Source organism: Acinetobacter sp. YH01008, assembly GCF_013420435.1.
Taxonomy (GTDB): Bacteria; Pseudomonadota; Gammaproteobacteria; order Pseudomonadales; family Moraxellaceae; genus Acinetobacter; species Acinetobacter pseudolwoffii.
Window position 1 is genome coordinate 143,081 of sequence record NZ_VOYD01000002.1, and the last position, 22,900, is coordinate 165,980.

The window sequence follows — 22,900 nt, forward strand, 5'->3', positions numbered from 1 at the left end:
AAAACAAATAGGATTCTCATGACCCAAATGAAACCGCACGATCTTATTGGTATTGCAGATGTCGCTGCCAAAATCCCGGCCTTCTTAATCAAAGTGCCTAATTTGCTGACTGGGCTAAGACAGGCTTATTTACGTACTCCGAATACACCGGCCGGTCTGGGTCTGGCTTTTGAAAAAGCTTCACAGCGTAATCCGGAAGGTATCGCTTTGCGTTTCGAAGATCAAAGCTATAGTTATACCGCTCTTAATGCCTGGGCCAACCAGATTGCACATTTTTATCTTTCCTTGGGTGCCAAAAAAGGTGATGTCGTGGCGCTGATGGTCGAGAACCGCCCTGAACTGATTGCCAGCGTGCTCGGTCTGGCCAAACTCGGTGTCACCACGGCACTGGTCAATACCTCGCAGGTGGGTAAGGTGCTGACCCACAGTATCAACCTGGTCAAACCAATTGCGGTGATTGTCGGTGAAGAGTGCCGGAACGCGGTCAACGAGATTCGTGATGACCTCAATATTAGCAGTGATCGCCTGCATTGGTTTGCCGATCAAAATACTCAAGCCGATCCGGGGCAGGCGCCTGCGGGCTTTATCAATCTGGCTGAAAAAATCGATCTCTCCCCGAAATTCAATCCACCGACCACCCATTCGGTGCAAGGCAAAGATGGGCTGTTCTACATTTATACGTCGGGCACCACCGGCCTGCCTAAGGCAGTCATCTTTACCAACGGGCGCTGGACGCTGGCTTATGGCACCTATGGCCATGTGCTAAACCTGAAGAAAGATGATGTGATGTACTGCACCCTGCCGCTTTATCATGCCACAGGCATGGTGGTGTGCTGGTGTGGCGTGATTGCAGGTGCAGGAACGCTTGCGATTCGACGTAAATTCTCGACCTCCTCCTTCTGGAAAGATGTAAAGAAATTTGATGCATCTGCAATTGGCTATGTCGGTGAGTTGTGCCGCTATCTGATGGATGCCCCTCCCTCTGAACTGGAAAAAGACCATCGGGTCACCCGAATGATTGGAAATGGCATGCGCCCGAATATCTGGGACAAGTTCAAATCCCGTTTTGGGATTCAGGAAGTGCTGGAATTGTATGCGTCCAGTGAAGGCAATGTCGGTTTTAGCAATATTTTCAATTTTGACAATACCGTCGGTTTCTCCCCGACACCCTATGCCATTATTGCCTTTGATAAAGATAAAAATGAACCGGTTCGGGATAACAAGGGTCACTGCAAACGGGTGAAAAAAGGTGAAACAGGTTTACTGATTGGTAAAATTACCCGTCGCTCACCCTTTGATGGTTATACCGACCCGGAAAAAAACAAGTCCGTGATCATGCAGGATGTATTTGGCAAAGGTGATGCTTATTTCAATACGGGCGATCTGGTACGTAATATCGGCTTTCGTCATGCCCAGTTTGTCGACCGCTTAGGTGATACTTTCCGCTGGAAAGGTGAAAATGTTTCCACGACTGAAGTTGAAAACATGCTGACCGAGTATGACAAAATCGTTGAAGCGGTGGTGTATGGCGTGGAAATCCCCAATACCAATGGTCGTGCCGGGATGGCAGCGCTGACCTTAAAACCAGACATGCAACTGGATCAAGAAGACCTGCAACAGATGGTCAGCACCTTTAAACAGTGCTTGCCTGCTTATGCCGTTCCGGTGTTTTTACGTATCCAGCAGCAAGTCGAAACGACAGGCACCTTTAAATACCAGAAAAACAGGTTGAAAGAGCAAGCATTTGATCCGAATAAAACCGATGAACGCCTGTTGGTTCTCTTACCAGGTGCAACGGCCTATTCTGAGCTCACAGCAGAGATTTTTGCCAACATTCAGGCCTACCAATATCGCTTCTAAGTACTGAAGTTGCCTATTTTTTGTTTAGATAAAGCACAATTGTTCTATTTATAATCAAACATGGGCAACTTTGTTATTTTTTGCTTGCGCTGAAATGAGATCTTGCTACAATACGCTCCATCAAACAAAGTGGTGCTTTAAGCTATTTAGCTTGACTTGCACTATACATTCAAACCTAGTTTGAATGCCGGTTCAGGGCCGTTAGCTCAGTTGGTAGAGCAGTGGACTTTTAATCCATTGGTCCCGCGTTCGAGTCGCGGACGGCCCACCATTTCTTTGATATCCCTTGATGGGCCGTTAGCTCAGTTGGTAGAGCAGTGGACTTTTAATCCATTGGTCCCGCGTTCGAGTCGCGGACGGCCCACCATCATTCTAAAACATCAGTTTTAGAAATCTCAATCAAATTCATTTTGATTACCCAGAATGGGCCGTTAGCTCAGTTGGTAGAGCAGTGGACTTTTAATCCATTGGTCCCGCGTTCGAGTCGCGGACGGCCCACCATTCTTTACTTAGAATGTCTTCTGAAACATCCCCTACACTATTTTCATTTGCTTTCTATCAGCTGCTATTATATTTTCACGCTTGGATTTTAGGCTGATTTGTCTTCAAAACTTGTTTTGATTTTTAAACAGTTATAAATAGTTTTCTTTAATCTAATTCTAAAAAAAAGAGCAGCGCCGTTTCTTATCGCATTATTTTCTAATATCAAATGTGGTGTCTTTTACCAGCTCATAAGCTTTAGAGGGTGCAGGATAGCCGCGATCAAATAATTCACGATTGATTCTTTCCTTTTCACTATAGATTTTGTCCAGATTCATCACCAGATGGTTCGAATCCTTAATCGTATAATAAAAGCTCGCCCCTTCTTTACGACTCACCACCACCTCGGTACGCTCCGGATTGATAAACCAACGGTCTTTGCGATAGGTGATATTGCTGGCAGTGCTACTTTTGGCATTATCAATAAACACTTTGCCATACTGCAAAATGCTGCGATGCACCGTACCATCCGGCATTAAGGTCAAAATAAATTCTGCCTTACCCTCATTGCAGGGCGCAAAGTTACCATCACAGTCGATCTCGGTATAATAGCGGCCGATAAAATCTTTGGCATAATCTGGTACGACGGCCAGATTTGACTCGGTTTCTGCCCGAAGGGTAGCTTGCCCTGCTACCTGAGTTAAAGATTTTGCACTCACCGGCACGACATCAGGCTGTGCATTCGCAGCGGAAATTTTCACCCCCTCCTGTCCTGATTCTGCCTGAAGCTCCTGCTCAGGCTTGACTTGATGGCGATCACAAGCCTGTAGTATGCCCATCCCCCCCAACATTAGGCCGAATTTAAAAAAACTGCTTAATGTACAACTTGATACATCCAATTTCATTTTAAAGCATACCTAAATTAGGAAACACAGCACGTACAGAGCACATTGCAAGCCAATGAACTTTACACAAGAGTTCAATAGAATTTTCACTATGTTAGTGGCTCTTAGAGCTGGATTTAATCTTTATTAACATTACTTAACGAATTTATTTGCAATCAGCACTTTAAAAAATTTGATCCAACTCCATTTTTGAAGTATGGATCTGTTTTAGGATTCAACCCTATTTTTAATCAGGAGATTTTAATGGCCAATGTTGGTTTATATCGCTCTAACCGCTCAAACATGATTGCAGGTGTGATGGGTGGTATTGCTGAACGTTTTGGTTGGAACGCAAATTTATTACGCCTTATCTTTGTGGTGATTTCGGTCATGAGTGCTGCATTTCCGGGTATTCTGGTCTATCTGGTTCTGTGGTTAATCATGCCAAAAAAGCAGTACAGCATTGAACAGGACAAGGTTCAGCAAGTTCAGGACTATCAAAATCCTGTGCGCACCGTCAATCAGGATAAACGCTATTAATCTGCATCCTAATTTATAGCAAGATGTATTGAAGTGCTTCCTCCTTCACCCAGTCTAATGGGGTGAGATTTTGATGCCACGATAATTCCCCTAGATTATCGTGGCTTTTTTTTGCCTATATTTTTGTTATTTCTATGCTGTATGACAGCTTTTTACTTTATCTTTTAGCTCAATTAGCGATAAATTCAATATTCCAATGTTTGAAATGGATGTCAGATGACTCAGGCAGAATGGATGATGCTGTGGCTCTGTGCCGTAGCAGCCCTGCTGCATGGTTTAAGCGGCTTTGGCTTTCCCATGATGAGTACGGCTGTTCTGTCCAGCGCATATCCGCTTAGCATCGCGGTTACCCTTGTCATTCTGCCCTGTTTGCTGCTGAATCTGATCATGCTGAATGCCGATCCTGCACATAGTCTGTTGAATAGTATTGGCTATTATATAAAACGCTATTGGCCATTAATGCTTAGTAGCCTGATCGGCAGTGTACTCGGGGTCAAGCTGTTACTTTGGCTAAATGAGGCTTATTTAAAACTGTTATTGGGTCTGGTAATTGTATTTTATGTCTTGGACCAGTTACGGGCACGACCCTTACAAGTTAGTCCGCATATTTCCAGCATGCTCTGTTTTGGTTTACTGGCCGGCATTATTGGAGGTGCGACCAATGCTATGGCACCTTTTCTGATGATGTATCTGATGAGTTGCCAGCTCTCAAAGATAGATATTGTTATTATCAGTAATCTCAATTTTATTGCCGGTAAACTGATCCAGCTGATTTTACTATTTCCAATTCTGATCACACTGGAAACCCATCAACAGCATATTCTGATCGGGATCAGCTTATTCGCCCTTGCTGGTGTCTGGATCGGAGGCAAAATACGCCATCGTTTATCTCAGCAGCACTTCAAATGGATTGTCCTGGCTTTACTTTTTGGCTTGGGCCTGTATGCCCTCTGGCAAAGTGCTGGATTATTGCAACAATCTGGTTATAGTATCTTTAAATAGGGTATTTTTTAAACAAAGCAAAATTACAAATTCAAAGCTGATATAAAAAAATGACGTAAATAAAAACCTTGCAAGGAGAGCATATGACTCAGACCAATCTAGCCACCCCAACCAATGCGATGCCTAAAGGGCTGCTCAAAGGCTGGATCCTTATTGTTGTTGCAGCTATTGTGGCCTATAGCCTCTATCTTTATCTGCCCTATGACCAGAATGCCAATAAGGGTCTGGCTCTGCTGGCTTTTATCGGTATTCTCTGGCTGACTGAAGCGATTCATATCACCATTACCGCACTTTTAGTTCCAGTGATGGCGGTGTTACTCGCCATGCCAATGGCCTCTGACGGGGGACTGGTTCCCATCACCACACAAGCCGCTTTGGCCACTTTTGCCGATCCTGTCATTTTCCTGTTTTTTGGTGGTTTTGCGCTGGCAACGGCATTGCATATCCAGAAGCTGGACCGGAAAATTGCCATGTGGATTATCTCCATGTCTGGTGGGCATTTGGGTATTTCTGTACTGGCGATTTTTGTGGTGACGGCGCTGCTGTCCATGTGGATTTCCAATACGGCCACTGCTGCCATGATGCTGCCTTTGGCCTTAGGCTTGCTTTCACATCTGGATGTCAGCAAGGATCGTAAAACTTTTGTCTTTATCCTGCTCGGCATTGCCTATTCGGCCAGTATTGGCGGGCTGGGCACCATGGTCGGTTCCCCTCCGAATGCCATTGCCGCCAAGGCACTCGGCTATGATTTTGCCGACTGGATGAAAATCGGCTTGCCGATGATGTTCATTATTCTCCCCGCCATGCTAGTCAGTTTATATCTGGTACTACGTCCAAAACTAAATCACAAAGTACAATTTGTGACCGAAGATATTCCCTGGACCGGCACCCGTATAGCCACCATGATCCTCTTTCTCTGTACTGCAATTGCCTGGATTTTCAGTAAAAAATTCACCGAAATTTTTGGTATTTCTCAGCCGGATACCTGGATTGCAATTTCGGCTGCCTGTATGGTGGTAATTCTAGGTACCGCAAGCTGGAAACAGATTGCAGAAAATACCGACTGGGGGGTCTTGTACCTATTTGGTGGTGGTCTGACCTTGAGTGCCATTCTGAAGGATTCAGGCAGTTCGCTGGTACTGGGGCAAACTCTGGCCAATGCCTTTGGTGATGCCTCCCCGCTGATGATTATTTTTGTAGTCGCCACTTTTATTATCTTCCTGACTGAATTTACCAGTAATACCGCTTCGGCTGCCCTGCTGGTACCAGTATTTGCCGCAATTGCGGATCAGATGGGCATGCCCAAAGAAATTCTGGTGATTGTCATTGGTATTGGTGCCTCATGTGCCTTTATGCTGCCGGTAGCTACCCCGCCCAATGCGATTGTTTTTGGAACCGGTCATATCCAGCAAAGCGAAATGATGAAAGTCGGTTTTGTACTGAATATTATGTGTATCTTTATTATTTCACTGTTTATTTACTGGTTCTTCCTCTAAACCAAGTCCAATAAAAAAGCACGTTTTGGCGTGCTTTTTTATTGGCAAGTATCGCTGCTTTTTAAGCAAAATCCTTGCTCAAAGCAGATGCATTAAACTCAGATAATTTCTCTAAAATCATCTTATTCAGTTCTGCTTTTGATCTTAAGTTGATTGAGTTCCTGATTCAGTGCAGCAATGATATCGGCACGACTGATAATTCCCACCAGCTGTTGTTGACTGACCACCGGAATATAATTAAAAGAACGTTCAACAAAATAAGGCACCAGATCCTGAATCGGCTGGGTCGGCTGCACCGTGACGACTTTTAAGCTCATAATATGCCTGACCTGATCTTCCCAACTGCTGCGAATATCCGAAGCACGCTTAAACCATTCCACCACGTCATACATGGCCAAAGTGCCGACCAGTTTTTCTTCTGCATTGACCACGGGCAGGCTCATCAGGTTCATCTGTTTAAACTTGTCCAGCGCATGATGAATATTGTCATTTTCATGCAGCGTGACCACATCTTTGGTCATAATATCCTGACAAGTAAATTCATGCACCGCCCGCGCATTGGCAATATCCTGTGCTTCCAGAATAATCTTTTGCAGGTCATATTCACTGATATCCAGCAATTCTGTTTGCTGGTCTAGCACGTCCTGAATATCCTGCGGCTGAATGGTAACTTTCTGGGTCGGGGTTGGATCTTTAGAACGGGTATTCAGTTGCGCCTGCTGCGGATAGCTCTTGCCAATCATGCGGTTAAATACAATGGCGATGATCATCAGCAGCAGTGAATTTAAGAGCACCGGATAAAACACAAAGGCATAGCCCAGATCATGTACCGCATTTCCGCCCAAGACCGCAGTAATCGCGACCGCACCACTCGGGGGATGCAAGGAATCTGTGGTCATCATCAGCATAATCGACAGAGCGACGGCGACACTAAAAGCTTCAGTCGGATTGGCCATGAATAATGCGCAGGTTACGCCGACCACAGCCGCAATGGTATTCCCCACCATAATATTCCAGGGCTGTGCCAGAGGACTGGCCGGCACTGCAAACAGCAACACCGAAGACGCCCCCATCGGTGCAATATACCAGGCCTTAAAATCACCCAGAATCCACAAACTCAGCAATGAGGATACGGCCAAGCCGATCAGGGCACCGATGCCGCATAACAGACGGTCTTTGAGCGGAAGGACTTTGAAGTTTGGTTTTAAGGTATTGAGCCAGTCTAGATTTGAGTGAAACACAGTCTACCTGATTTACTTTTTATCGATTTTCCGCATTATAGAACCAAGCAGCCTTAAAGGTATATTTGTTTTATATCTTTTAATGCTGCAGGTATGCCTACTTTTTAGAAAAAAAATGTCGGCATGATTGCTCATCATCAAAATGGTTTTGAAGGGCTGAGGCTTTATACTTCATGCATATTCCAACAACATCGTGACTTACAATGAAGCTGATAAAACTGTTTAAAATCATGTTATTTTGCAGTAATTTCAGTGGGCTTTGATAGCGGATTTTCATCTGATTCAGATCGAATAATCGGCTCGATTTTAATCAGCTCGACCTCACCATAGAAGGTCGAAAATGCCACATCTCCGGCATCGATGCCAGTGCCAATCCGAATTAAATTTTCTACAGGCGCCAAACGGGTCGGATCAAACAGTACCCACCCACCCTCTAAATAAGCTTCAAAAATGGCGTGAAAATCGGGTAAAAACTTTTCGATTTCGACATAACCGACCACCATGCGTGCTGGAATGCCTAAAGCACGACACAGCGCAATACCTAAATGAGCAAAGTCACGACAGACGCCCGCCCGATGGATGAGCACATCTGTTGCAGTACTAAACTGATCCGTGCTGCCAGAAACATAAAATATATTGTTATAAATCCATTGTTCAATCGCTTTGACCCGCGCATAACCCGGCGTCATCCAGCCAAAGGACCGATTGGCCATTTCTGCAAATAAATCCGAATTACAATAACGGCTGGCTAGCAAATAAGGCAGCACCGCATCAGGCAAATCCGGAATCAGCACTTCATTCAGATTATGCTGCGCATCTGCATTAATCACCGGATGACGTTCAACTGTCGCGTCATAGTGCACTTCAAAGACATCACAAGGTTGGACATGCAGACGTATATAACGATTTTGATGATTTAAATCCTGGAATTCACGCCATACGACAGGCATATTAAATGTCAGTTGTTGTTCAAGAATAGTTTGATCGGAATGATGTGCCGCCTGAATCAGAAAAACAAATTCTGTGGTCTGGACAACCTTATATTTTAAATGACATTGAATTTGATAAGTGGTCATGAATTTCCTTATTTTTAAGCATTATTATATTGTGTGAATATTAAACTAATTTTAGGATGCTAATCGTATAAGATCAGTTGAGCTTTATAATGCTCCGGTTAATCGGATGCCATATATCTGATTTATTCTTGATTTTTAAGTTAGCCTCAATCGGCCAGTAAAGCTGAAATCACGACAGATGCATAGATGACTCTTCTTGTTTAAAGGTATTCTGGATTTTTTCAAAAAAGGTTCCACACATTAACCCTTTGCCACTCCCCTGCAAAGTCCTTATAATTGAGCACAATTTTTCTCTAATTTTAAGTGGATGACCATGAGTCGCGCCATATCGCATATTGATACCTTCCAAGGCTTAATTCTTGCCTTACAAACTTACTGGGCGGAGCAAGGCTGTGTAATTTTGCAGCCTTACGACATGGAAATGGGCGCAGGAACATTCCATACAGCGACTTTCCTTCGTGCTTTAGGGCCTGAAACCTGGAACGCAGCCTACGTTCAGCCGTCACGTCGTCCGAAAGATGGCCGTTATGGCGAAAACCCGAACCGTCTGCAACATTATTACCAATTCCAGGTGGTACTGAAGCCAAACCCGGACAACATCCAACAGCTCTACCTTGACTCGCTTAAAGCGATTGGAATTGATCCACTGGTACACGACATTCGTTTTGTCGAAGACAACTGGGAATCGCCAACCCTCGGCGCTTGGGGTCTAGGCTGGGAAGTCTGGCTCAACGGTATGGAAGTGACTCAGTTTACTTATTTCCAGCAAGTGGGCGGTGTTGAATGCTACCCAGTGACAGGCGAAATCACCTACGGTCTTGAGCGTCTTGCCATGTACTTGCAAGGTGTAGACTCGGTTTACGATTTAGTTTGGACCAAAGGTCAGTTCGGTACTGTGACCTATGGCGATGTGTTCCATCAAAATGAAGTTGAGCAGTCAACTTATAACTTTGAATATGCAAACGTTGAAAAAATGTTTGAGTTGTTCGATTTCTACGAAGCTGAAGCAACACGTTTAATCGAAGCTGAACTGCCATTGCCTGCTTATGAGCAAGTGATTAAAGCCTCACACTGCTTTAACTTATTAGATGCACGTGGTGCGATTTCGGTGACTGAACGTCAACGTTATATTTTACGTGTGCGTACTTTGGCACGTGCCATTGCAAACAGCTATGTGGCAGCGCGTGCGAAATTGGGCTTCCCGATGGCTGAACCTGAGCTTCGTGATGAAGTGTTAGCGCAGTTAAAAGCACAAGTTGAAGCGGAAGCAAAAGTTGAATCTAAGGAGAGCAAATAATGTCTAAACATACCGTTTTGTTCGAATTAGGCTGTGAAGAACTTCCACCGAAAAGCTTAAAAAAATTACGTGATGCATTGCGAGCAGAAACCGTAAAAGGCTTAAAAGATGCTGGTCTTGTTTTTGATTCTATCGAAGCCTATGCAGCACCACGTCGTTTGGCATTAAAAATTAAAAATGTTGACGGCGCGCAAGCTGACACGCAAAAACGTTTCGACGGCCCTGCAAAGCAAGCAGCCTTTGATGCGGAAGGCAACCCGACTAAAGCGCTTGAAGGCTTTATGCGTGGTCAAGGCATCACGGTTGATCAAGTATCGACTTTCCAAGCCGGTAAAGTTGAAAAAGTGTGCTACTTGAAAGACGTGAAAGGTCAAAGCCTAGACGCTTTACTCCCGCAAATTTTACAAAATGCCTTGGACAACCTGCCAATTGCAAAACGCATGCGTTCTGCGGCGAGCCGTACTGAATTTGTACGTCCGGTAAAATGGGTGGTATTGCTGAAAGACAACGATATTGTTGATGCAACCATTCAGGATCACAAAGCAGCTAACGTGACTTATGGTCATCGTTTCCACGCACCTGAAGCGATTACTTTAACGCATGCTGACGAATACTTAGCAAAATTAAAAGCAGCGCACGTTGTAGCTTCTTTTGAAGAACGTCAAGCCATTATCGACCAACAAGTGAAAGCGTTGGCTGATGAAGTCAATGCCATTGCAATTGTACCAAGTGACCTTCGTGACGAAGTAACAGCATTGGTTGAATGGCCTGTTGCGCTTCGTGCCAGCTTCGAAGAACGCTTCCTTGCTGTTCCGCAAGAAGCATTGATCACCACCATGCAGGACAACCAAAAGTACTTCTGTTTAGTGAATGCTGACAATAAACTGCAACCGTACTTCATTACGGTGTCGAACATTGAGTCGAAAGACCCGACACAAATTATTGAAGGTAACGAGAAAGTCGTTCGTCCACGTTTGTCGGATGCTGAATTCTTCTTCTTGCAAGATCAAAAGCAACCGCTTGCATCGCGTAAAGAGAAATTGGCGAATATGGTCTTCCAAGCAGAATTGGGTACGCTTTGGAACAAGTCGGAACGTATTGCAAAATTGGCTGTTGCTTTAGCGCCAATTACAGGTGCAAATGCTGCCGATGCTGAAAAAGCAGCGCTTCTTGCAAAATGTGATTTAACCTCTGAACTTGTGGGTGAGTTCCCTGAACTTCAAGGGATCGCGGGGACTTACTACGCACGTCTTGAAGGCGAAAATGATGAAGTTGCTGAGTCTTTAGGCGAGCAGTATTTACCTAAATTCGCGGGTGACGTTTTACCGAAAACCAAAACAGGTACAACCATTGCCCTTGCGGATCGTTTAGATACTTTGACGGGTATTTTTGGTATTGGTCAAGCGCCTACAGGCTCTAAAGACCCGTTTGCACTGCGTCGTTCTGCGATTGGTATTTTACGTCTAGTCACTGAAAATGAACTTGATGTATCAATTGAAGATTTGATCAAACTTGCTTTAGCTGCTTATGGCGATGTATTGAAAGATCACGACAAGACTTTAAATGATGCTGTTGCATTCTTAGAAGGTCGTTACCGTGCCAAATACGAAGATCAAGGCGTTGCAGTTGATGTGATTCAAGCTGTTCAAGCCTTGTCGCCTAAATCACCGCTTGATTTTGACAAGCGTGTCAATGCGGTCAATCACTTCCGTGCCTTGCCTGAAGCTGCTGCCCTTGCTGCTGCCAACAAGCGTGTTGCCAATATTCTTGCAAAAGAAGCTGCACCTGAAGGTGAAATTGTTGAAGCAAACCTGGTTGAAGATGCTGAAAAAGCATTGTTCGCTGAACTTGCAAAAATTACACCTGTGGTTGAGCCGTTATTTACTGCCAAAGACTACACTGCTGCACTTTCAGCTTTAGCTGCACTTCGTGCGCCAGTCGATGCGTTCTTTGACGGTGTGATGGTCATGGCTGATGATGCAGACTTGAAAGCAAACCGTTTACGTATGCTTGCTCAGCTGCGTGATTTGTTTACGAAAGTGGCTGATATTTCGGTGTTACAGCACTAAGCTTTAATTGCTTGAAGTTTAAACAAAACCTCGCTATAAATTAGTGGGGTTTTTTATTGAGTTTAAAATGAGTAAATTAGAACAGGGTGAAATAGCATTATTTAAATATAATAAATTAAGATTCTCCTTCGCTAATTTAAAAGCTGGAGATCAACAGATATTAACAAGTGATCCTTGGTCTCTAATTAATTCACACCTTCAACAAAAAATTTCAAGAAGTAGAGGTGATAATAAAATTTTCTTAGAGCGTTCTTTATATTTCTCATCTTTAGCTGAATCTTTTTATAAAGCCGCTAACAGTATTCTTTTACCAACTCGAGCAACATTACTTTATTATGGGATGCTGAACCTTGTAAAATGCTTTTTGTCCTATAATAAAATTGAATTAGAAACCGTACATGAGCATCATGGTTTAAATTTACCGCTTGGCACAGACAGTACTATTCAGGTAAAGCCAAAATCTAACGAAGGAGTAAATATATTTGCTACTTTTTCTGAAATTCTAGGTAAGAAAATCACTCATCCTTTTAATATTAATTTTCGCCAAGCCGTAACTAATATTCCCGAAATTCATAGTCTATGTCATGGCTTAGGACTTCTACCTAAAAGAAAATTACTACCTATTCAGATAGAAATCTTAACTAACCCTGAACATAATAAATTATTTACCGAAATTCTTATTGATAATGAACAAAAAACCAAAGTTGATATAAACAGATTTCTTAAAAATGAAAGATTAAATTATTTCAAAGAAGGCCTCCCTCGTGAAGGGAAAATAGTATACAGATCCAAGTCTCGAAAGCCTTATACTAGAGAAAATATGAATACGATTTATCAGAATATCCTAAAAGAATATTGTAAATTTGATATTGCACCTATTCTTACAAATACTGGATATCGTTATTACGTTGATTTAAAAACGGCCGAATTACCACACTTATCCTATACTTTATTATGTATGTTCTATCTTGGTACTGTTGCTCGATATAGACCTAGTGAAGCTAATGAACTATTGCAGGGTACATTAAGGCCAATTGTAAGTGAGTTTGTAAATCTCTCTCCTAATCAATTTTTGTATCAACTATGCTCAATATTATTAGAAAAAGAATGTGTTATGCCTTTTTCTTCTATTACACCTATGAATACAATTTAGCTTACCTTGTTGTAATGATGGGAAACTATATGCTTTTCTCTATAGATTCCCTATACTCAACCTAACAACACTCAACAAGAAAGAATCATATGAAATTTAAAGCTCTTATTTTGACGGGTCTTGCGAGTATCGCAGTTACAGCTTGTACATCTGCACCAAAAATCCCGCAGCTTGAAGTTGGCGTCTTACAGGAAGTACAAAACCTCGAAGTATCTCCAGAAACCACCAACAACAAGGCAAAACTGACCAAGTTCCTCGACAAATGCGTGATTGAATTTACCGGCGATCTTGGCAATAACCGTGTCGTTGAACAATGGTCATTTAAAGGCCTTACCCTGATGGATGCAGGTTCAGCAACTTTCCAGCGCGACGGCACCAGCACTGCACAAAAGTTTGATCTACATGCCGAAAATGTACAAAAAAACTTTATTTCACTCCGCCATCACTTTGCCAAAGATGCATTAACTCAATGTGACTAAGCATCCTGCCCTGTTTTTATTCAGAAAATGGGGCAATTCTTTATCTAAAATAAATAAAAACCGGTTTCATATCTCACCGCGCCGTCTTTCATTACAAAAAAGCTAAATTGTACTTCTTGGAAGCGCTCGCGAATCCATCAGTTCTTCATTGTTTTCGTGAAATTATCCGCTACACTCAAAATCAAACAAAAGATCGCTATTTGACTACTTCGAGGTCGATCACATTATGATGATGAAAAAAGCTATTATTCTCGGCACTGCATTTTTAATCTGCATTCCAGCACTGGCACAAGCTGCAACCGAATCAGAAACACAAACCAGTAAGCCAATTGCTCCATATGGCACCAATCCAAATCTTTTGCATGTCTTTGCCTATAAAGCTCAGGAAGGCGTCATCAATACCGCAGAAAAAGTCGGTGAAGTGACTGAAAAAGGCATTGCTAAAGTAAAACCAGGTGTAGATCGTGCTTGGGGAAATACCAAAGCAGCGGCTTCAGAAACCGCGCAGAAAGTCGATCAGGGAGCTACGCAAGCAGCCCAACAAACCAATCAGAAAATCCAGCAAACCAAAGAAGTGTGGCGCGCTAACCCTCAACAAGCAGCACCGATTGTGCAACAGCCTTTGAGTGAATCCTCTGCGCCTCCGCAAACCACAACACCGCAGATGCAGCCTCAATCCGGTTCCGGCACTGCCACCAGCTATGCAGTGACTGATTTATAAGAAAAGCCCGTCATGGGCTTTTTATTTATCTTTCAGCAAAAAATATTCACTTCAAGAGAAGGGTTAAAAATCAATTCACCTGCCGTATCGGCTGGCCATTTTTAAAAGCCTCAACATTTTCGACCATTTGATTCACAATGCGCTGCCGTGCATCAACACTGCCCCATGCATTATGCGGCGTCACAATCAGGTTTGGAATTGTTGCATCAAGTAAGATATTGCCTTCTTTGGGTGGCTCAACCGTTAAAACATCGGTCGCTGCACCGGCAATCTGACCTTCACGCAGCGCCTGCGCCAAGGCTGCTTCATCGACAATTCCGCCACGCGCACAGTTAATTAAAAATGCGCTTGGCTTCATGGCTTCGAGTTCAGCATGACTGATCAAATGTCGGGTGTCTTCAGTGAGTGGACAATGCAAACTGAGAAAATCAACTTGAGCAAGCAACTCGGCAAATGCTACACGGGATGCATCTGCTGGACGGTTTGGCAGCGCAGCAATGAGAACTTTCATGCCAAAAGCTTCAGCCAGTTTCGCCACCGCATGGCCCAGTTCACCATAACCGACAATGCCCAGTGTTTTTCCGGACAGCTCGACAATTGGCGCATCCAGCAAACAAAACTGGCTGGCTTTTTGCCACTGGCCTTGTTGTAGCGCACGTTGATAAGACAGAAATGAAGTGGCCAGATTGAGCATTAACATTAAAGTATGTTGCGCAACCGCAGAAGTACCATAGGCCTGACAGTTACAGACCACAATGCCGCGTGCTTTGGCCGCAGCCAGATCGACATTATTGCTGCCGGTCGCAGAAATCAGGATCAGTTTCAGTTCAGGAGATTGCTGAATGGTCGCAGCATCAATCAGTACTTTATTGCTAATAATGACCTCAACCTCGGCCACGCGGGAAGCAATCTCGGCAGCCGAAGTCGTTGGATACAACACAAGCGGATCAAAGGCTGCATGCAGTGCCTGAAAGTCCAAATCCTGTTGGTCTAGAGAAGCATAGTCTAAATAAACGGCTTTCATGGCTGTTCCCTCAATCCTGTTGAACCATTGATCTTTATCATTTAAAACAAGTCATTGAGGCTTTTCAAGCAGTTTCCGCTCTGCCAATCTTAATCTAGCGGTTTATCGAGATGATTGCGCAATGAACGCCGGATTTTATAGATCACATACACCGCCAGAATGATCATGAAAATAATCGATGCACTCATCATAATCACGGCTGGATGTACACTTTCTGCATGTGCCAGATTGGGCAGCGCTAAACCGACCATGAAACAGACTTGTATCATCTGGGCAGATTGCATCATATAGAGACCCCCTGGTTCGTTTCAACTATCGGGAGCAGTACGGGTGGATATTATTTGTACCGCCTATCTCTATATTATGCCTAGCCAATCACATGTCAAGTAATTGTTTTTTATTAAAAAATAAAGCTAGTTTATCTCATTGTGCGTCACAAACTGCGTATTTTTGTCACTTTCATCGATAAAGGCCGCAGCGCCATACTCATTGGTACTTAAATTCAAGTGCTTATAGCTGAACATATAATAATCGCTATAACGTTTCATGAGAATCGGGTGCATGCCCAGACTGAGTTCATCCTGCTCCTTGATCAGTTTCATGACATGCCGGTCATTCATCACCACCAGATAACGCTCATCATTCAAGCTGATGCTCAATAGGCCATTGCCTTTGGCATAAATCGGAATCAGGAATTTATGGTTCAGGGCAATCGCGCCTTCTGCATAACTTTCGATTTTATGACTGATGACATTAAATACCAGACCGTGTCCATATTGATCCAGAAGCAACTGACGATTTTCCTGCGGCAAATTGACATGAATGCCGAGCTTGAGCAGGTCATGCTGATCGACCTGTTTATTTTGCAATAATTCTCTTAAGATCACCTGTTTCTGGCTGGCATCAAAAAACTGATTATCCAGTTGCAGATCATTATTTTTCAGGATACGCCCCAAGGCCATACGATGGCGTGGCAAGACACTTTCAATGACTTTGCGATAATAGAACTTGCTGTTTTTCTTGACCCGACGCATTTTCTGGTAAAAATAACTCGGTTCGTAATCATGTACCAAAAAGTCATACAGCAATTCGGAACTGGCCAGAACGGCAATGGCATCATGTCCGGTAAAGGGCAAATGCAGCACATGATGCTGCGGAATCAGGGCCTGTAGTTTCAGATAATGCGCACGGTCTTCGGCACAATACGGATCATAGACAATAATATATTCGCACGCGCTATCGATATCTTCGGCTTCAACCCGCATCCCGACATTCAGCTCTGGCTGATAGAACATATTGTAGCGGGCATCGTGTACATCATCCGGATTGATCGAATATTGCGGCACCATCGCCACCACGCGCTGCACGCCTAAGGCGCGGGAATACTTGATCGCAGCATAGCCACCCATCGAGCCACCATAGGCAACCCGCTGCTGAAACGGCGCAATCAGTTCAGCCACTGCCTCTAACATGTTCCACATGGAACCTTGCGGGAACCAGGATTTGTGCTTGGGCATAATACCCAGAACATTGAACTCGAATTTCTGTAGCGACTTTTCTGCATTGATGTTGAGGCCCTTGGCACGGGTAATCAAATCGCCAAATGAAAAAATCAATTCTGAAGATGACCCCGGCATAAAAATCGCGCGTATATGCTCATCTTCAAAAACAATCTGCTTGTCCATAACTTTCCCGTGCTGGTAAATCGAACCCTTCCACAACAATTCAATCAATGAATGCTGTCAAAAAAGTGAATATGCTATTTTATATCGATCAAAAAGATTAAAAAGCGCAAAATATGACACAATCATTACATCCGGCAGCAAAACGGGGTTTTAGTGCATCTGCCGAGCTGTATCAGCAAGTGCGTCCCGATTATCCGGCAGAGATCAGTCAGTGGCTGGCCGATACTTTGACTTTGCCTGTCGATGCGCGTCTTTTGGATTTGGGCAGTGGGACCGGCAAGTTTATTCCTTATTTACGCCCGCTCAGTAAAAACATCATCGCTGTCGATCCGGTTGCGGAAATGCTGGCACAATTAAAACTGGCCCATCCGGACATTGAGGCTGTTGAAGGCCTGAGCCATCAACTCCCCTTGCCTGATCATAGCCTGAATGCGGTATTTTGTGCACAGTCATTTCACTGGTTTGCGAATGCAGAGACCTTACAGGAACTCAACCGAGTCCTAAAACCCGATGCTTATCTGGTTCTGGTCTGGAATCAGCGGGATACCCGGGTAGCCTGGGTTCAGGCACTGGCAGAGTGTATCGCCCCATTAGAAGGTGATACCCCGCGTTATCATAGCGGAGCGTGGCGCAAGGTGTTTGAACAACAAACCCTGTTTCAGCCGTATGCAGAAACCAGCATGACCCGGCAACACCATGGCAGTGTGGAGCAGGTGGTATCAAAACGGCTACTCTCGACCAGCTTTATTGCAGCCATGCCGGCATCCCGGCAAGCACAGCTCAAACAACAGTTTGAACAGATTATCTGGGACTATACAGCCAAAGGTATAGAGGAAATGATTTATTTTCCTTATATTACCCATATATACGTATTTAAAAAAACTAATTAAAAACAGGAGTCAATCATGCATAAAATATCAGGAATGACACGCACTGCCCTGTTTGCAGCAGTCATGCTGCTCATGGCATGTGACCAGAAAACATCGGAAAGTACCGAACCGGCTGCAGACAGTACGGCTTCAGATCAGGTGATGCAGGAACTGAAAACCGAGCCGCTGAAAGACTTTCCCAAAACCACTGATGATCCACATGATATTGCAGTACTGACCGATTATGAGCAACGTTTTCAGGAAATGAGTGCGGAGCTGGAAAAAGAATTAAACAGCATGCGTGATGAAGATAGCTTGAGTCCGGAGTTTATTCAGCAACGCCAGCGCGATCATGTACAGTCAGCCCTGAATATGCTGAAGGATTTAGAACTGAAAACCGAACAGGGCCGTTATATTCAGGGCATGATGTATCAATATTGGCAACATCAGGACAAATTGGTAAATAGTCCTGAGACTCAAACCAAAACAGTGAATGAGGCCAGTGAAAGTGTCAAAGGTTTAGGGAAATATCTGCATGCGCAAGAGCAACTAGAACGCTGGCGTTCGCAATATCCGGATCTGAATGCCAACACAGCACCTGCCCGCCCAGCCAGTTAATTCCATGGAGCTCATTGCTTGCACCCAGCTTGACTAAAATACACAGCGAATATCTAAGCTCAATGGGTGCATACAGGCACCTTGAATAAGCATGATACTGTCCAGGCTTGGTCTGCATTTCAGAATAAGGGCTTTTTCTCCCTCAGCATAAAATGACTTAGCTGGCCTTTAGGAACTGATGCACCCCTTGACCTGCCGCCCGGCCTGTAGCAAAACAGGCTGTCAGCAGATAACCTCCAGTCGGTGCATCCCAGTCCAGCATTTCCCCACAAAGAAATACATACGGATTGGATTTAAGTTGCAGCTGTTCCGACAGCACTTCACGCTTGACCCCACCTGCACAGCTAATCGCTTCTTCAATCGGACGAAAGCCTGTAAGTGGAATGGTCAAATGTTTTATCTGCTTGGCTAATTCAGCAGCATCTTGCCACCAAGTCTTGGCCACCAGTTCACGCACCAAAGCCGCTTTGGCACCATCCAATCCGGCTTTACGCCAAACATTGCTTAAAGACTGCTTCTTAGTCGGCTGTAATTTTTTCGCCAATTGCCCCACACTTTGGTCAGGAAATAAATCCAGACTCAGTTGCATTTGCTGACCTTGTTTTAGCTGTTCGCGTAAACCTCTTCCCTGCTTATAAATCAAACCACTTTCAAGCCCATAATGACTGATCACAATGTCACCCGTGGTTTTTTCACCTTGCCCGACCCAGGCTTCTACACGTTTTAAAGGCTGACCAAAGACTGGCTGCATGAACTTGGACCATGGATATTCCACCCCGGCATTACTGGCCTGAAAAGCCTCAATCTCATCGGGTTTTAACCAGGCTTGCCATGCGCCGTCACTGCCCAGTTCTGACCAGGATATTGCGCCACAGGCCAAAATAATTGCATCAAATTTTTCAGTGCGAAGTTCATTATTTTTTAGATCGTGCAGCTCAAGCTGTTGCTGATGCAGTCGGCTGACTTTATGCCGGTAATGAAACTGGATGCCATGACTGGCCAAGCGCTTGAGCCAGGCACGCAGCAAGGGAGCAGCTTTCATCTCTGTGGGAAATACCCGACCGGATGAACCAATATAAGGCTCAATGCCTAGTTCCTGCATCCAGTTTTGAATCCAGACAGCATCCCACTGTTTGACCCATGGCGACAACCAGTCCACCTGATCATAACGCTGCACAAATTGCTCAACCGGTTCCGCATGAGAGATATTCAGGCCGGTTTTGCCTGCCATCAAAAATTTACGTGCAGCAGACGGTTTTTGCTCATAGACGTGCAGCTCATAATCAAACTGACTAAGGACTTCTGCGGCCATTAACCCGGCAGGACCAGCGCCAACAATGGCAATACGTTTGCTCATCTGATTATTCCGCGACGCTAGCATTCTGCCCTTGCAAAGGCTGGAAATCATCAAACCGTGTCACATAAGCTTCAGGTTTAGTAATAATAAGTTGCTGACACAATTCCCCACGTTCCAGATATTTAATTTCAAAATGGGTGCGTGCTGAATCCTGGGCAATGACTTCTTTAATAAAAGGTAATTTCCACAGTTGTTCTGCCTGCTGTTCTGCTTCTTCGATATAGGCAGGAATATTACTGGCCAGTGTAATGGTTCCACCCGTCTTTAAACGGGAAAGTAAAAACTCAAAAAATGGCATATTGACCCAGCGCTGCGCCGGATTATGCGGTTCCGGATTTGGATACAAAATAAAGAATTGTTCTACCTGCTCTGGATACAATGCATGCACGATCCACGGCAAAGCATCGGCATGAACGGTCTGTAAATTGGCCTGACCTTCAATCCCGTGCTGTTTTTGCATGGCCAGGAATTTTTCGCGGGTACGTTCAATCGCAATCAGTTGAGTATCGGGGTGGGTCTTGGTAAATAACAAAGCATGTTTGCCTTTACCCGCCCCGACTTCGATGCAGACCGCTTCAGGACTGATGCTTTGAAAATCACGGGGTGCATGCATACGCTGTGCTTGAAATTGACGAATCGGCATAATCAGATCAAACTAATAAAAACCGCATAAGTCTACCAAGTGCGGCTATATTTGCCTAATCGAAGCTTTATTTTTCTTTGGAGTTGATCTCATGCCCACTACTTTAAACTGTCCGCGCTGTGGCAAACTGACGACCTGGGAAGAGAATGATTTCCGTCCTTTCTGTTCAGAACGCTGCAAGATGATTGACCTGGGCGCATGGGCCAATGAAGAATATAGCTTGCCCACTCAAGATGCACCGCAGGCGGACACTTCTGAGGATTAGAAGTTCTGTACAGTAAAAAAACATTTCTGAACTGAAGACTATGTAGAAAATTAGCCAAAAATCACATAAAGTTTATAAAATCACCCTGAAAAGCCAACACGAATTAACACCATTCATCGTGCCTTAGCATTATTGTTCTACTTTAAATCTTCACATTATTTTTAGAGCAATAATATGAACTATATTATTTTAAAAGTCATATTAGTTGGGGTGGGTCTACTGGCACTTCTCTCTCTGGGAGTCGGTATTTTCCAACAAGATAGCTTGTTTATTGTACTGGGTGTGCTTTTTGCTTTTATGGCATGGCTAATTCACATGCAAACTCGTCAATTTAGCAGTGATCCATTTTCAAAATAAAAGACCAAGGATACTTGGTCTTTGATTCACGTCGATATTTAACCCGCTTTGCCTGCAATAAAGGGATTATGCTGCTTTTCAAAACCAATGGTGCTGATCGGTCCATGTCCTGAAATAAACTGGGTTTCATCCGGCAGGCTAAAACATTCACGCTGAATTGAATCCAAGAGCTGCTGATGATCGCCACGCGGGAAATCCGTACGGCCAATCGAGCCTTTAAACAGCACATCGCCCGTCCATAACAGGGCATGATTGCTATTATAAAACATCACATGGCCCGGGGTATGCCCTGGCGCGAAACGCACTTCAAATTCTTCATCACCGAGCTTCAGTATTTCCCCCCCTTCCAGCCATTGTGTCACTTCAACTTTTTCTGGAATCGGAAAACCATAACGCGCTGAAACCTCCTGAATCATGTCCAGCCAGAAAGCATCTTCCTTATGTGGCCCAATTACTGGTACATTCCAGGCCTTTTTCAAGGCGCCTACTGCACCTGCATGATCCAGATGTCCATGGGTCAGCCATAAAGCTTTCACGGTTAAGCCCAGAGCTTCGACCTCAGCTTTGAGTTTTTCAGCTTCGCCCCCTGCATCAATCAAAATGGCTTCTTTCGTGTCCGTATCCCAAATGATCGAACAGTTTTGCTGAAAAGCAGTAACCGGAACAATTTTGACTTGTAACATAGGGCAAAAAACCTCGGAAAAATTAATGAGCAAGCGTTTGTGTCAATGCCTCCAGATTAGCCTGTAGCAAACTGTTCAGCAATCGCAAATGATCTTCACGGCTATTTAAAGCAGGAATATAACGATAACTGCCTCCCCCCAGAGATTTAAAAGTTTCGGCATTTTCTATGGCCAGTTCCTCAAGCGTTTCCAGACAGTCAGCCGAGAATGCCGGACTCATCACCTGCACGGATTTCACCCCCTGTTTGGCCCAGTCTTCCAGCACAACATCGGTATAGGGCTTAATCCATTCCTGTTTGCCAAAACGTGACTGAAAGCTAATCGCATATTGCTCTGCACTCAGCCCTAACGCCTGTGCAACCAATTGTCCGGTAATACGACAACGATCGGCATAAGGATCGCCTTTGTCGGCATAAGGCTGCGGAATACCATGAAAAGACATTAACAGTTTTTCCGGCTGACCATGCACTGCCTGATAGTCACGCACGCTTTGCGCCAGAGCCTGAATAAATAAAGGATGTTGATAATAATCACGAATGATGCTCAAACCAGGCAAATTGCGTTGCTTCACCACCCATTTTGCCAGGGCATCATAGAGAGGTGCAGTCGAAGTAGCAGAATATTGGGGAAATAGTGGAAATAAAATCACATGGTCCTGCGGCTGTTCAGACACTCGGGCCAAAACCTGCTGAATATTCGGATTGCCATAAGTCATTGCTGGCACCACATTCAACTCAAACTGCGGATAGAGCTGGGTCAAATGGGTTTTGACTGTATTGACCTGCTGCAACAGGATTTCACGCATCGGTGAATCCTCTCCCCAGACCTGTGCATAGGCCTGTGAAACCCGCTTAGGCCGAAATGGCAAAATGAATAAACGCAGGATTATTTGCCAAATGGGTTTCGGAATTTCAATCACCCGCTGATCAGACAAAAACTGCTTCAGGAAACGGCGTACTGCTGGAATCGTGGGCGCATCTGGCGTACCCAAGTTGGCCAATATAATCGTCACTTTAGCTTTAGCAGGAGAAGACATTCAGTTTATCCGTAATGGTATCAACCCCTGTACTTTAACAGTTTTTGATTGATTCTCTATATGGA

At 44.3% G+C, this 22,900-nt stretch carries 23 protein-coding genes and 3 tRNA genes; 16 read left to right on the plus strand and 10 right to left on the minus strand.

Annotated features, from left to right (window positions below):
* Positions 1-18 precede the first annotated feature (18 nt).
* The 4 genes from FTT75_RS02685 (at position 19) to FTT75_RS02700 (ending at position 2,361) form a co-directional block, all read left to right on the plus strand.
* Positions 19-1,860: a long-chain-acyl-CoA synthetase gene (locus tag FTT75_RS02685; RefSeq protein ID WP_005172895.1), complete on the plus strand. Its 1,842-nt coding sequence runs from the start codon at positions 19-21 to the stop codon at positions 1,858-1,860.
* A gap of 195 nt (positions 1,861-2,055) precedes the next feature.
* Positions 2,056-2,131, plus strand: a tRNA-Lys gene (locus tag FTT75_RS02690).
* Positions 2,132-2,151: 20 nt separating this feature from the next.
* Positions 2,152-2,227: transfer RNA gene (locus FTT75_RS02695), tRNA-Lys, on the plus strand.
* A gap of 58 nt (positions 2,228-2,285) precedes the next feature.
* Positions 2,286-2,361, plus strand: a tRNA-Lys gene (locus tag FTT75_RS02700).
* A gap of 191 nt (positions 2,362-2,552) precedes the next feature.
* On the opposite strand, the gene FTT75_RS02705 is transcribed toward FTT75_RS02700, so the two are convergent.
* On the minus strand, positions 2,553-3,245 hold the full coding sequence (locus tag FTT75_RS02705; RefSeq protein ID WP_005172899.1) for a hypothetical protein: 693 nt from the start codon (positions 3,243-3,245) through the stop codon (positions 2,553-2,555).
* A 243-nt stretch (positions 3,246-3,488) separates the two neighbouring features.
* On the opposite strand from FTT75_RS02705, the gene FTT75_RS02710 reads away from it, so the two are divergent.
* The 3 genes from FTT75_RS02710 to FTT75_RS02720 all read left to right on the plus strand — a co-directional run bounded on the left by FTT75_RS02710 (position 3,489) and on the right by FTT75_RS02720 (position 6,262).
* Complete coding sequence (locus FTT75_RS02710; RefSeq protein ID WP_005172901.1) at positions 3,489-3,764, plus strand: PspC domain-containing protein; 276 nt, start codon at positions 3,489-3,491, stop codon at positions 3,762-3,764.
* A gap of 216 nt (positions 3,765-3,980) precedes the next feature.
* Positions 3,981-4,766 (plus strand): sulfite exporter TauE/SafE family protein, encoded by a 786-nt coding sequence (locus FTT75_RS02715; RefSeq protein WP_100329294.1) that lies wholly within the window; start codon positions 3,981-3,983, stop codon positions 4,764-4,766.
* Positions 4,767-4,849: 83 nt separating this feature from the next.
* Positions 4,850-6,262 carry a DASS family sodium-coupled anion symporter gene (locus FTT75_RS02720; protein WP_005172903.1) on the plus strand — a complete coding sequence of 471 codons (1,413 nt, stop codon included), beginning with the start codon at positions 4,850-4,852 and terminating at the stop codon, positions 6,260-6,262.
* A 122-nt stretch (positions 6,263-6,384) separates the two neighbouring features.
* On the opposite strand, the gene FTT75_RS02725 is transcribed toward FTT75_RS02720, so the two are convergent.
* Both FTT75_RS02725 and FTT75_RS02730 read right to left on the minus strand, forming a co-directional pair.
* Positions 6,385-7,503, minus strand: a complete 1,119-nt coding sequence (locus tag FTT75_RS02725; protein ID WP_005095404.1) for an HPP family protein — start codon at positions 7,501-7,503, stop codon at positions 6,385-6,387.
* A 233-nt stretch (positions 7,504-7,736) separates the two neighbouring features.
* Positions 7,737-8,579 (minus strand): transglutaminase family protein, encoded by an 843-nt coding sequence (locus FTT75_RS02730; RefSeq protein WP_180185879.1) that lies wholly within the window; start codon positions 8,577-8,579, stop codon positions 7,737-7,739.
* A 313-nt stretch (positions 8,580-8,892) separates the two neighbouring features.
* On the opposite strand from FTT75_RS02730, the gene glyQ reads away from it, so the two are divergent.
* From glyQ to FTT75_RS02755, 5 genes are all read left to right on the plus strand, one after another.
* A complete protein-coding gene (glyQ, locus tag FTT75_RS02735) occupies positions 8,893-9,876 on the plus strand; it encodes a glycine--tRNA ligase subunit alpha (protein WP_005095400.1) in 984 nt (327 codons plus the stop codon).
* Positions 9,876-11,945, plus strand: a complete 2,070-nt coding sequence (glyS, locus tag FTT75_RS02740) for a glycine--tRNA ligase subunit beta (protein WP_180185880.1) — start codon at positions 9,876-9,878, stop codon at positions 11,943-11,945. The genes glyQ and glyS overlap by 1 nt, the downstream gene beginning before the upstream one ends.
* Before the next feature lie 67 nt (positions 11,946-12,012).
* Positions 12,013-13,098, plus strand: coding sequence for a YaaC family protein (locus FTT75_RS02745; protein ID WP_180075943.1), 1,086 nt, complete (start codon positions 12,013-12,015; stop codon positions 13,096-13,098).
* Between the two features lie 89 nt (positions 13,099-13,187).
* Positions 13,188-13,577, plus strand: a complete 390-nt coding sequence (locus FTT75_RS02750) for a hypothetical protein (protein ID WP_100329299.1) — start codon at positions 13,188-13,190, stop codon at positions 13,575-13,577.
* Between the two features lie 226 nt (positions 13,578-13,803).
* Positions 13,804-14,298, plus strand: a complete 495-nt coding sequence (locus FTT75_RS02755) for a hypothetical protein (RefSeq protein ID WP_100329300.1) — start codon at positions 13,804-13,806, stop codon at positions 14,296-14,298.
* A gap of 70 nt (positions 14,299-14,368) precedes the next feature.
* Here the strand turns inward: FTT75_RS02755 and FTT75_RS02760 are convergent, their stop codons facing one another.
* From FTT75_RS02760 to FTT75_RS02770, 3 genes are all read right to left on the minus strand, one after another.
* Positions 14,369-15,322, minus strand: coding sequence for a 2-hydroxyacid dehydrogenase (locus tag FTT75_RS02760; protein WP_180185881.1), 954 nt, complete (start codon positions 15,320-15,322; stop codon positions 14,369-14,371).
* Positions 15,323-15,411: 89 nt separating this feature from the next.
* Positions 15,412-15,609: a hypothetical protein gene (locus FTT75_RS02765; RefSeq protein WP_005172920.1), complete on the minus strand. Its 198-nt coding sequence runs from the start codon at positions 15,607-15,609 to the stop codon at positions 15,412-15,414.
* 126 nt (positions 15,610-15,735) lie between these two features.
* Entirely contained in the window at positions 15,736-17,007 is a 1,272-nt protein-coding gene (locus FTT75_RS02770; protein ID WP_180185882.1) for a hypothetical protein, read from the minus strand.
* A gap of 113 nt (positions 17,008-17,120) precedes the next feature.
* Between FTT75_RS02770 and FTT75_RS02775 the strand changes: the two genes are divergently transcribed.
* Both FTT75_RS02775 and FTT75_RS02780 read left to right on the plus strand, forming a co-directional pair.
* Positions 17,121-17,897, plus strand: coding sequence for a class I SAM-dependent methyltransferase (locus tag FTT75_RS02775; RefSeq protein ID WP_180185883.1), 777 nt, complete (start codon positions 17,121-17,123; stop codon positions 17,895-17,897).
* A 15-nt stretch (positions 17,898-17,912) separates the two neighbouring features.
* Positions 17,913-18,494, plus strand: a complete 582-nt coding sequence (locus FTT75_RS02780; protein ID WP_180185884.1) for a hypothetical protein — start codon at positions 17,913-17,915, stop codon at positions 18,492-18,494.
* A 157-nt stretch (positions 18,495-18,651) separates the two neighbouring features.
* Here the strand turns inward: FTT75_RS02780 and FTT75_RS02785 are convergent, their stop codons facing one another.
* Together FTT75_RS02785 and FTT75_RS02790 are read right to left on the minus strand one after the other, a co-directional pair.
* Entirely contained in the window at positions 18,652-19,851 is a 1,200-nt protein-coding gene (locus FTT75_RS02785; RefSeq protein WP_100534763.1) for a TIGR03862 family flavoprotein, read from the minus strand.
* 4 nt (positions 19,852-19,855) lie between these two features.
* A complete protein-coding gene (locus tag FTT75_RS02790; protein ID WP_171255765.1) occupies positions 19,856-20,500 on the minus strand; it encodes an SAM-dependent methyltransferase in 645 nt (214 codons plus the stop codon).
* Between the two features lie 85 nt (positions 20,501-20,585).
* On the opposite strand from FTT75_RS02790, the gene FTT75_RS02795 reads away from it, so the two are divergent.
* Positions 20,586-20,759 carry a DNA gyrase inhibitor YacG gene (locus FTT75_RS02795; RefSeq protein ID WP_005095374.1) on the plus strand — a complete coding sequence of 58 codons (174 nt, stop codon included), beginning with the start codon at positions 20,586-20,588 and terminating at the stop codon, positions 20,757-20,759.
* A 174-nt stretch (positions 20,760-20,933) separates the two neighbouring features.
* A complete protein-coding gene (locus FTT75_RS02800; RefSeq protein ID WP_180101388.1) occupies positions 20,934-21,116 on the plus strand; it encodes a hypothetical protein in 183 nt (60 codons plus the stop codon).
* A gap of 38 nt (positions 21,117-21,154) precedes the next feature.
* On the opposite strand, the gene FTT75_RS02805 is transcribed toward FTT75_RS02800, so the two are convergent.
* A complete protein-coding gene (locus FTT75_RS02805) occupies positions 21,155-21,799 on the minus strand; it encodes an MBL fold metallo-hydrolase (RefSeq protein ID WP_005095372.1) in 645 nt (214 codons plus the stop codon).
* 22 nt (positions 21,800-21,821) lie between these two features.
* Positions 21,822-22,835: a ferrochelatase gene (gene hemH / locus FTT75_RS02810; RefSeq protein WP_180185885.1), complete on the minus strand. Its 1,014-nt coding sequence runs from the start codon at positions 22,833-22,835 to the stop codon at positions 21,822-21,824.
* Positions 22,836-22,900: the final 65 nt, after the last annotated feature.

Bases quoted from the DNA above. Each gene is read 5' to 3' on its own strand.
- FTT75_RS02685 (WP_005172895.1), top strand. From the start codon at position 19: ATGACCCAAATGAAACCGCACGATCTTATTGGTATTGCAGATGTCGCT.
- FTT75_RS02705 (WP_005172899.1), bottom strand. From the start codon at position 3,245: ATGAAATTGGATGTATCAAGTTGTACATTAAGCAGTTTTTTTAAATTC.
- FTT75_RS02710 (WP_005172901.1), top strand. From the start codon at position 3,489: ATGGCCAATGTTGGTTTATATCGCTCTAACCGCTCAAACATGATTGCA.
- FTT75_RS02715 (WP_100329294.1), top strand. From the start codon at position 3,981: ATGACTCAGGCAGAATGGATGATGCTGTGGCTCTGTGCCGTAGCAGCC.
- FTT75_RS02720 (WP_005172903.1), top strand. From the start codon at position 4,850: ATGACTCAGACCAATCTAGCCACCCCAACCAATGCGATGCCTAAAGGG.
- FTT75_RS02730 (WP_180185879.1), bottom strand. From the start codon at position 8,579: ATGACCACTTATCAAATTCAATGTCATTTAAAATATAAGGTTGTCCAG.
- glyQ (WP_005095400.1), top strand. From the start codon at position 8,893: ATGAGTCGCGCCATATCGCATATTGATACCTTCCAAGGCTTAATTCTT.
- glyS (WP_180185880.1), top strand. From the start codon at position 9,876: ATGTCTAAACATACCGTTTTGTTCGAATTAGGCTGTGAAGAACTTCCA.
- FTT75_RS02745 (WP_180075943.1), top strand. From the start codon at position 12,013: ATGAGTAAATTAGAACAGGGTGAAATAGCATTATTTAAATATAATAAA.
- FTT75_RS02750 (WP_100329299.1), top strand. From the start codon at position 13,188: ATGAAATTTAAAGCTCTTATTTTGACGGGTCTTGCGAGTATCGCAGTT.
- FTT75_RS02755 (WP_100329300.1), top strand. From the start codon at position 13,804: ATGATGATGAAAAAAGCTATTATTCTCGGCACTGCATTTTTAATCTGC.
- FTT75_RS02760 (WP_180185881.1), bottom strand. From the start codon at position 15,322: ATGAAAGCCGTTTATTTAGACTATGCTTCTCTAGACCAACAGGATTTG.
- FTT75_RS02765 (WP_005172920.1), bottom strand. From the start codon at position 15,609: ATGATGCAATCTGCCCAGATGATACAAGTCTGTTTCATGGTCGGTTTA.
- FTT75_RS02770 (WP_180185882.1), bottom strand. From the start codon at position 17,007: ATGGACAAGCAGATTGTTTTTGAAGATGAGCATATACGCGCGATTTTT.
- FTT75_RS02775 (WP_180185883.1), top strand. From the start codon at position 17,121: ATGACACAATCATTACATCCGGCAGCAAAACGGGGTTTTAGTGCATCT.
- FTT75_RS02780 (WP_180185884.1), top strand. From the start codon at position 17,913: ATGCATAAAATATCAGGAATGACACGCACTGCCCTGTTTGCAGCAGTC.
- FTT75_RS02785 (WP_100534763.1), bottom strand. From the start codon at position 19,851: ATGAGCAAACGTATTGCCATTGTTGGCGCTGGTCCTGCCGGGTTAATG.
- FTT75_RS02795 (WP_005095374.1), top strand. From the start codon at position 20,586: ATGCCCACTACTTTAAACTGTCCGCGCTGTGGCAAACTGACGACCTGG.
- FTT75_RS02800 (WP_180101388.1), top strand. From the start codon at position 20,934: ATGAACTATATTATTTTAAAAGTCATATTAGTTGGGGTGGGTCTACTG.
- FTT75_RS02805 (WP_005095372.1), bottom strand. From the start codon at position 21,799: ATGTTACAAGTCAAAATTGTTCCGGTTACTGCTTTTCAGCAAAACTGT.
- hemH (WP_180185885.1), bottom strand. From the start codon at position 22,835: ATGTCTTCTCCTGCTAAAGCTAAAGTGACGATTATATTGGCCAACTTG.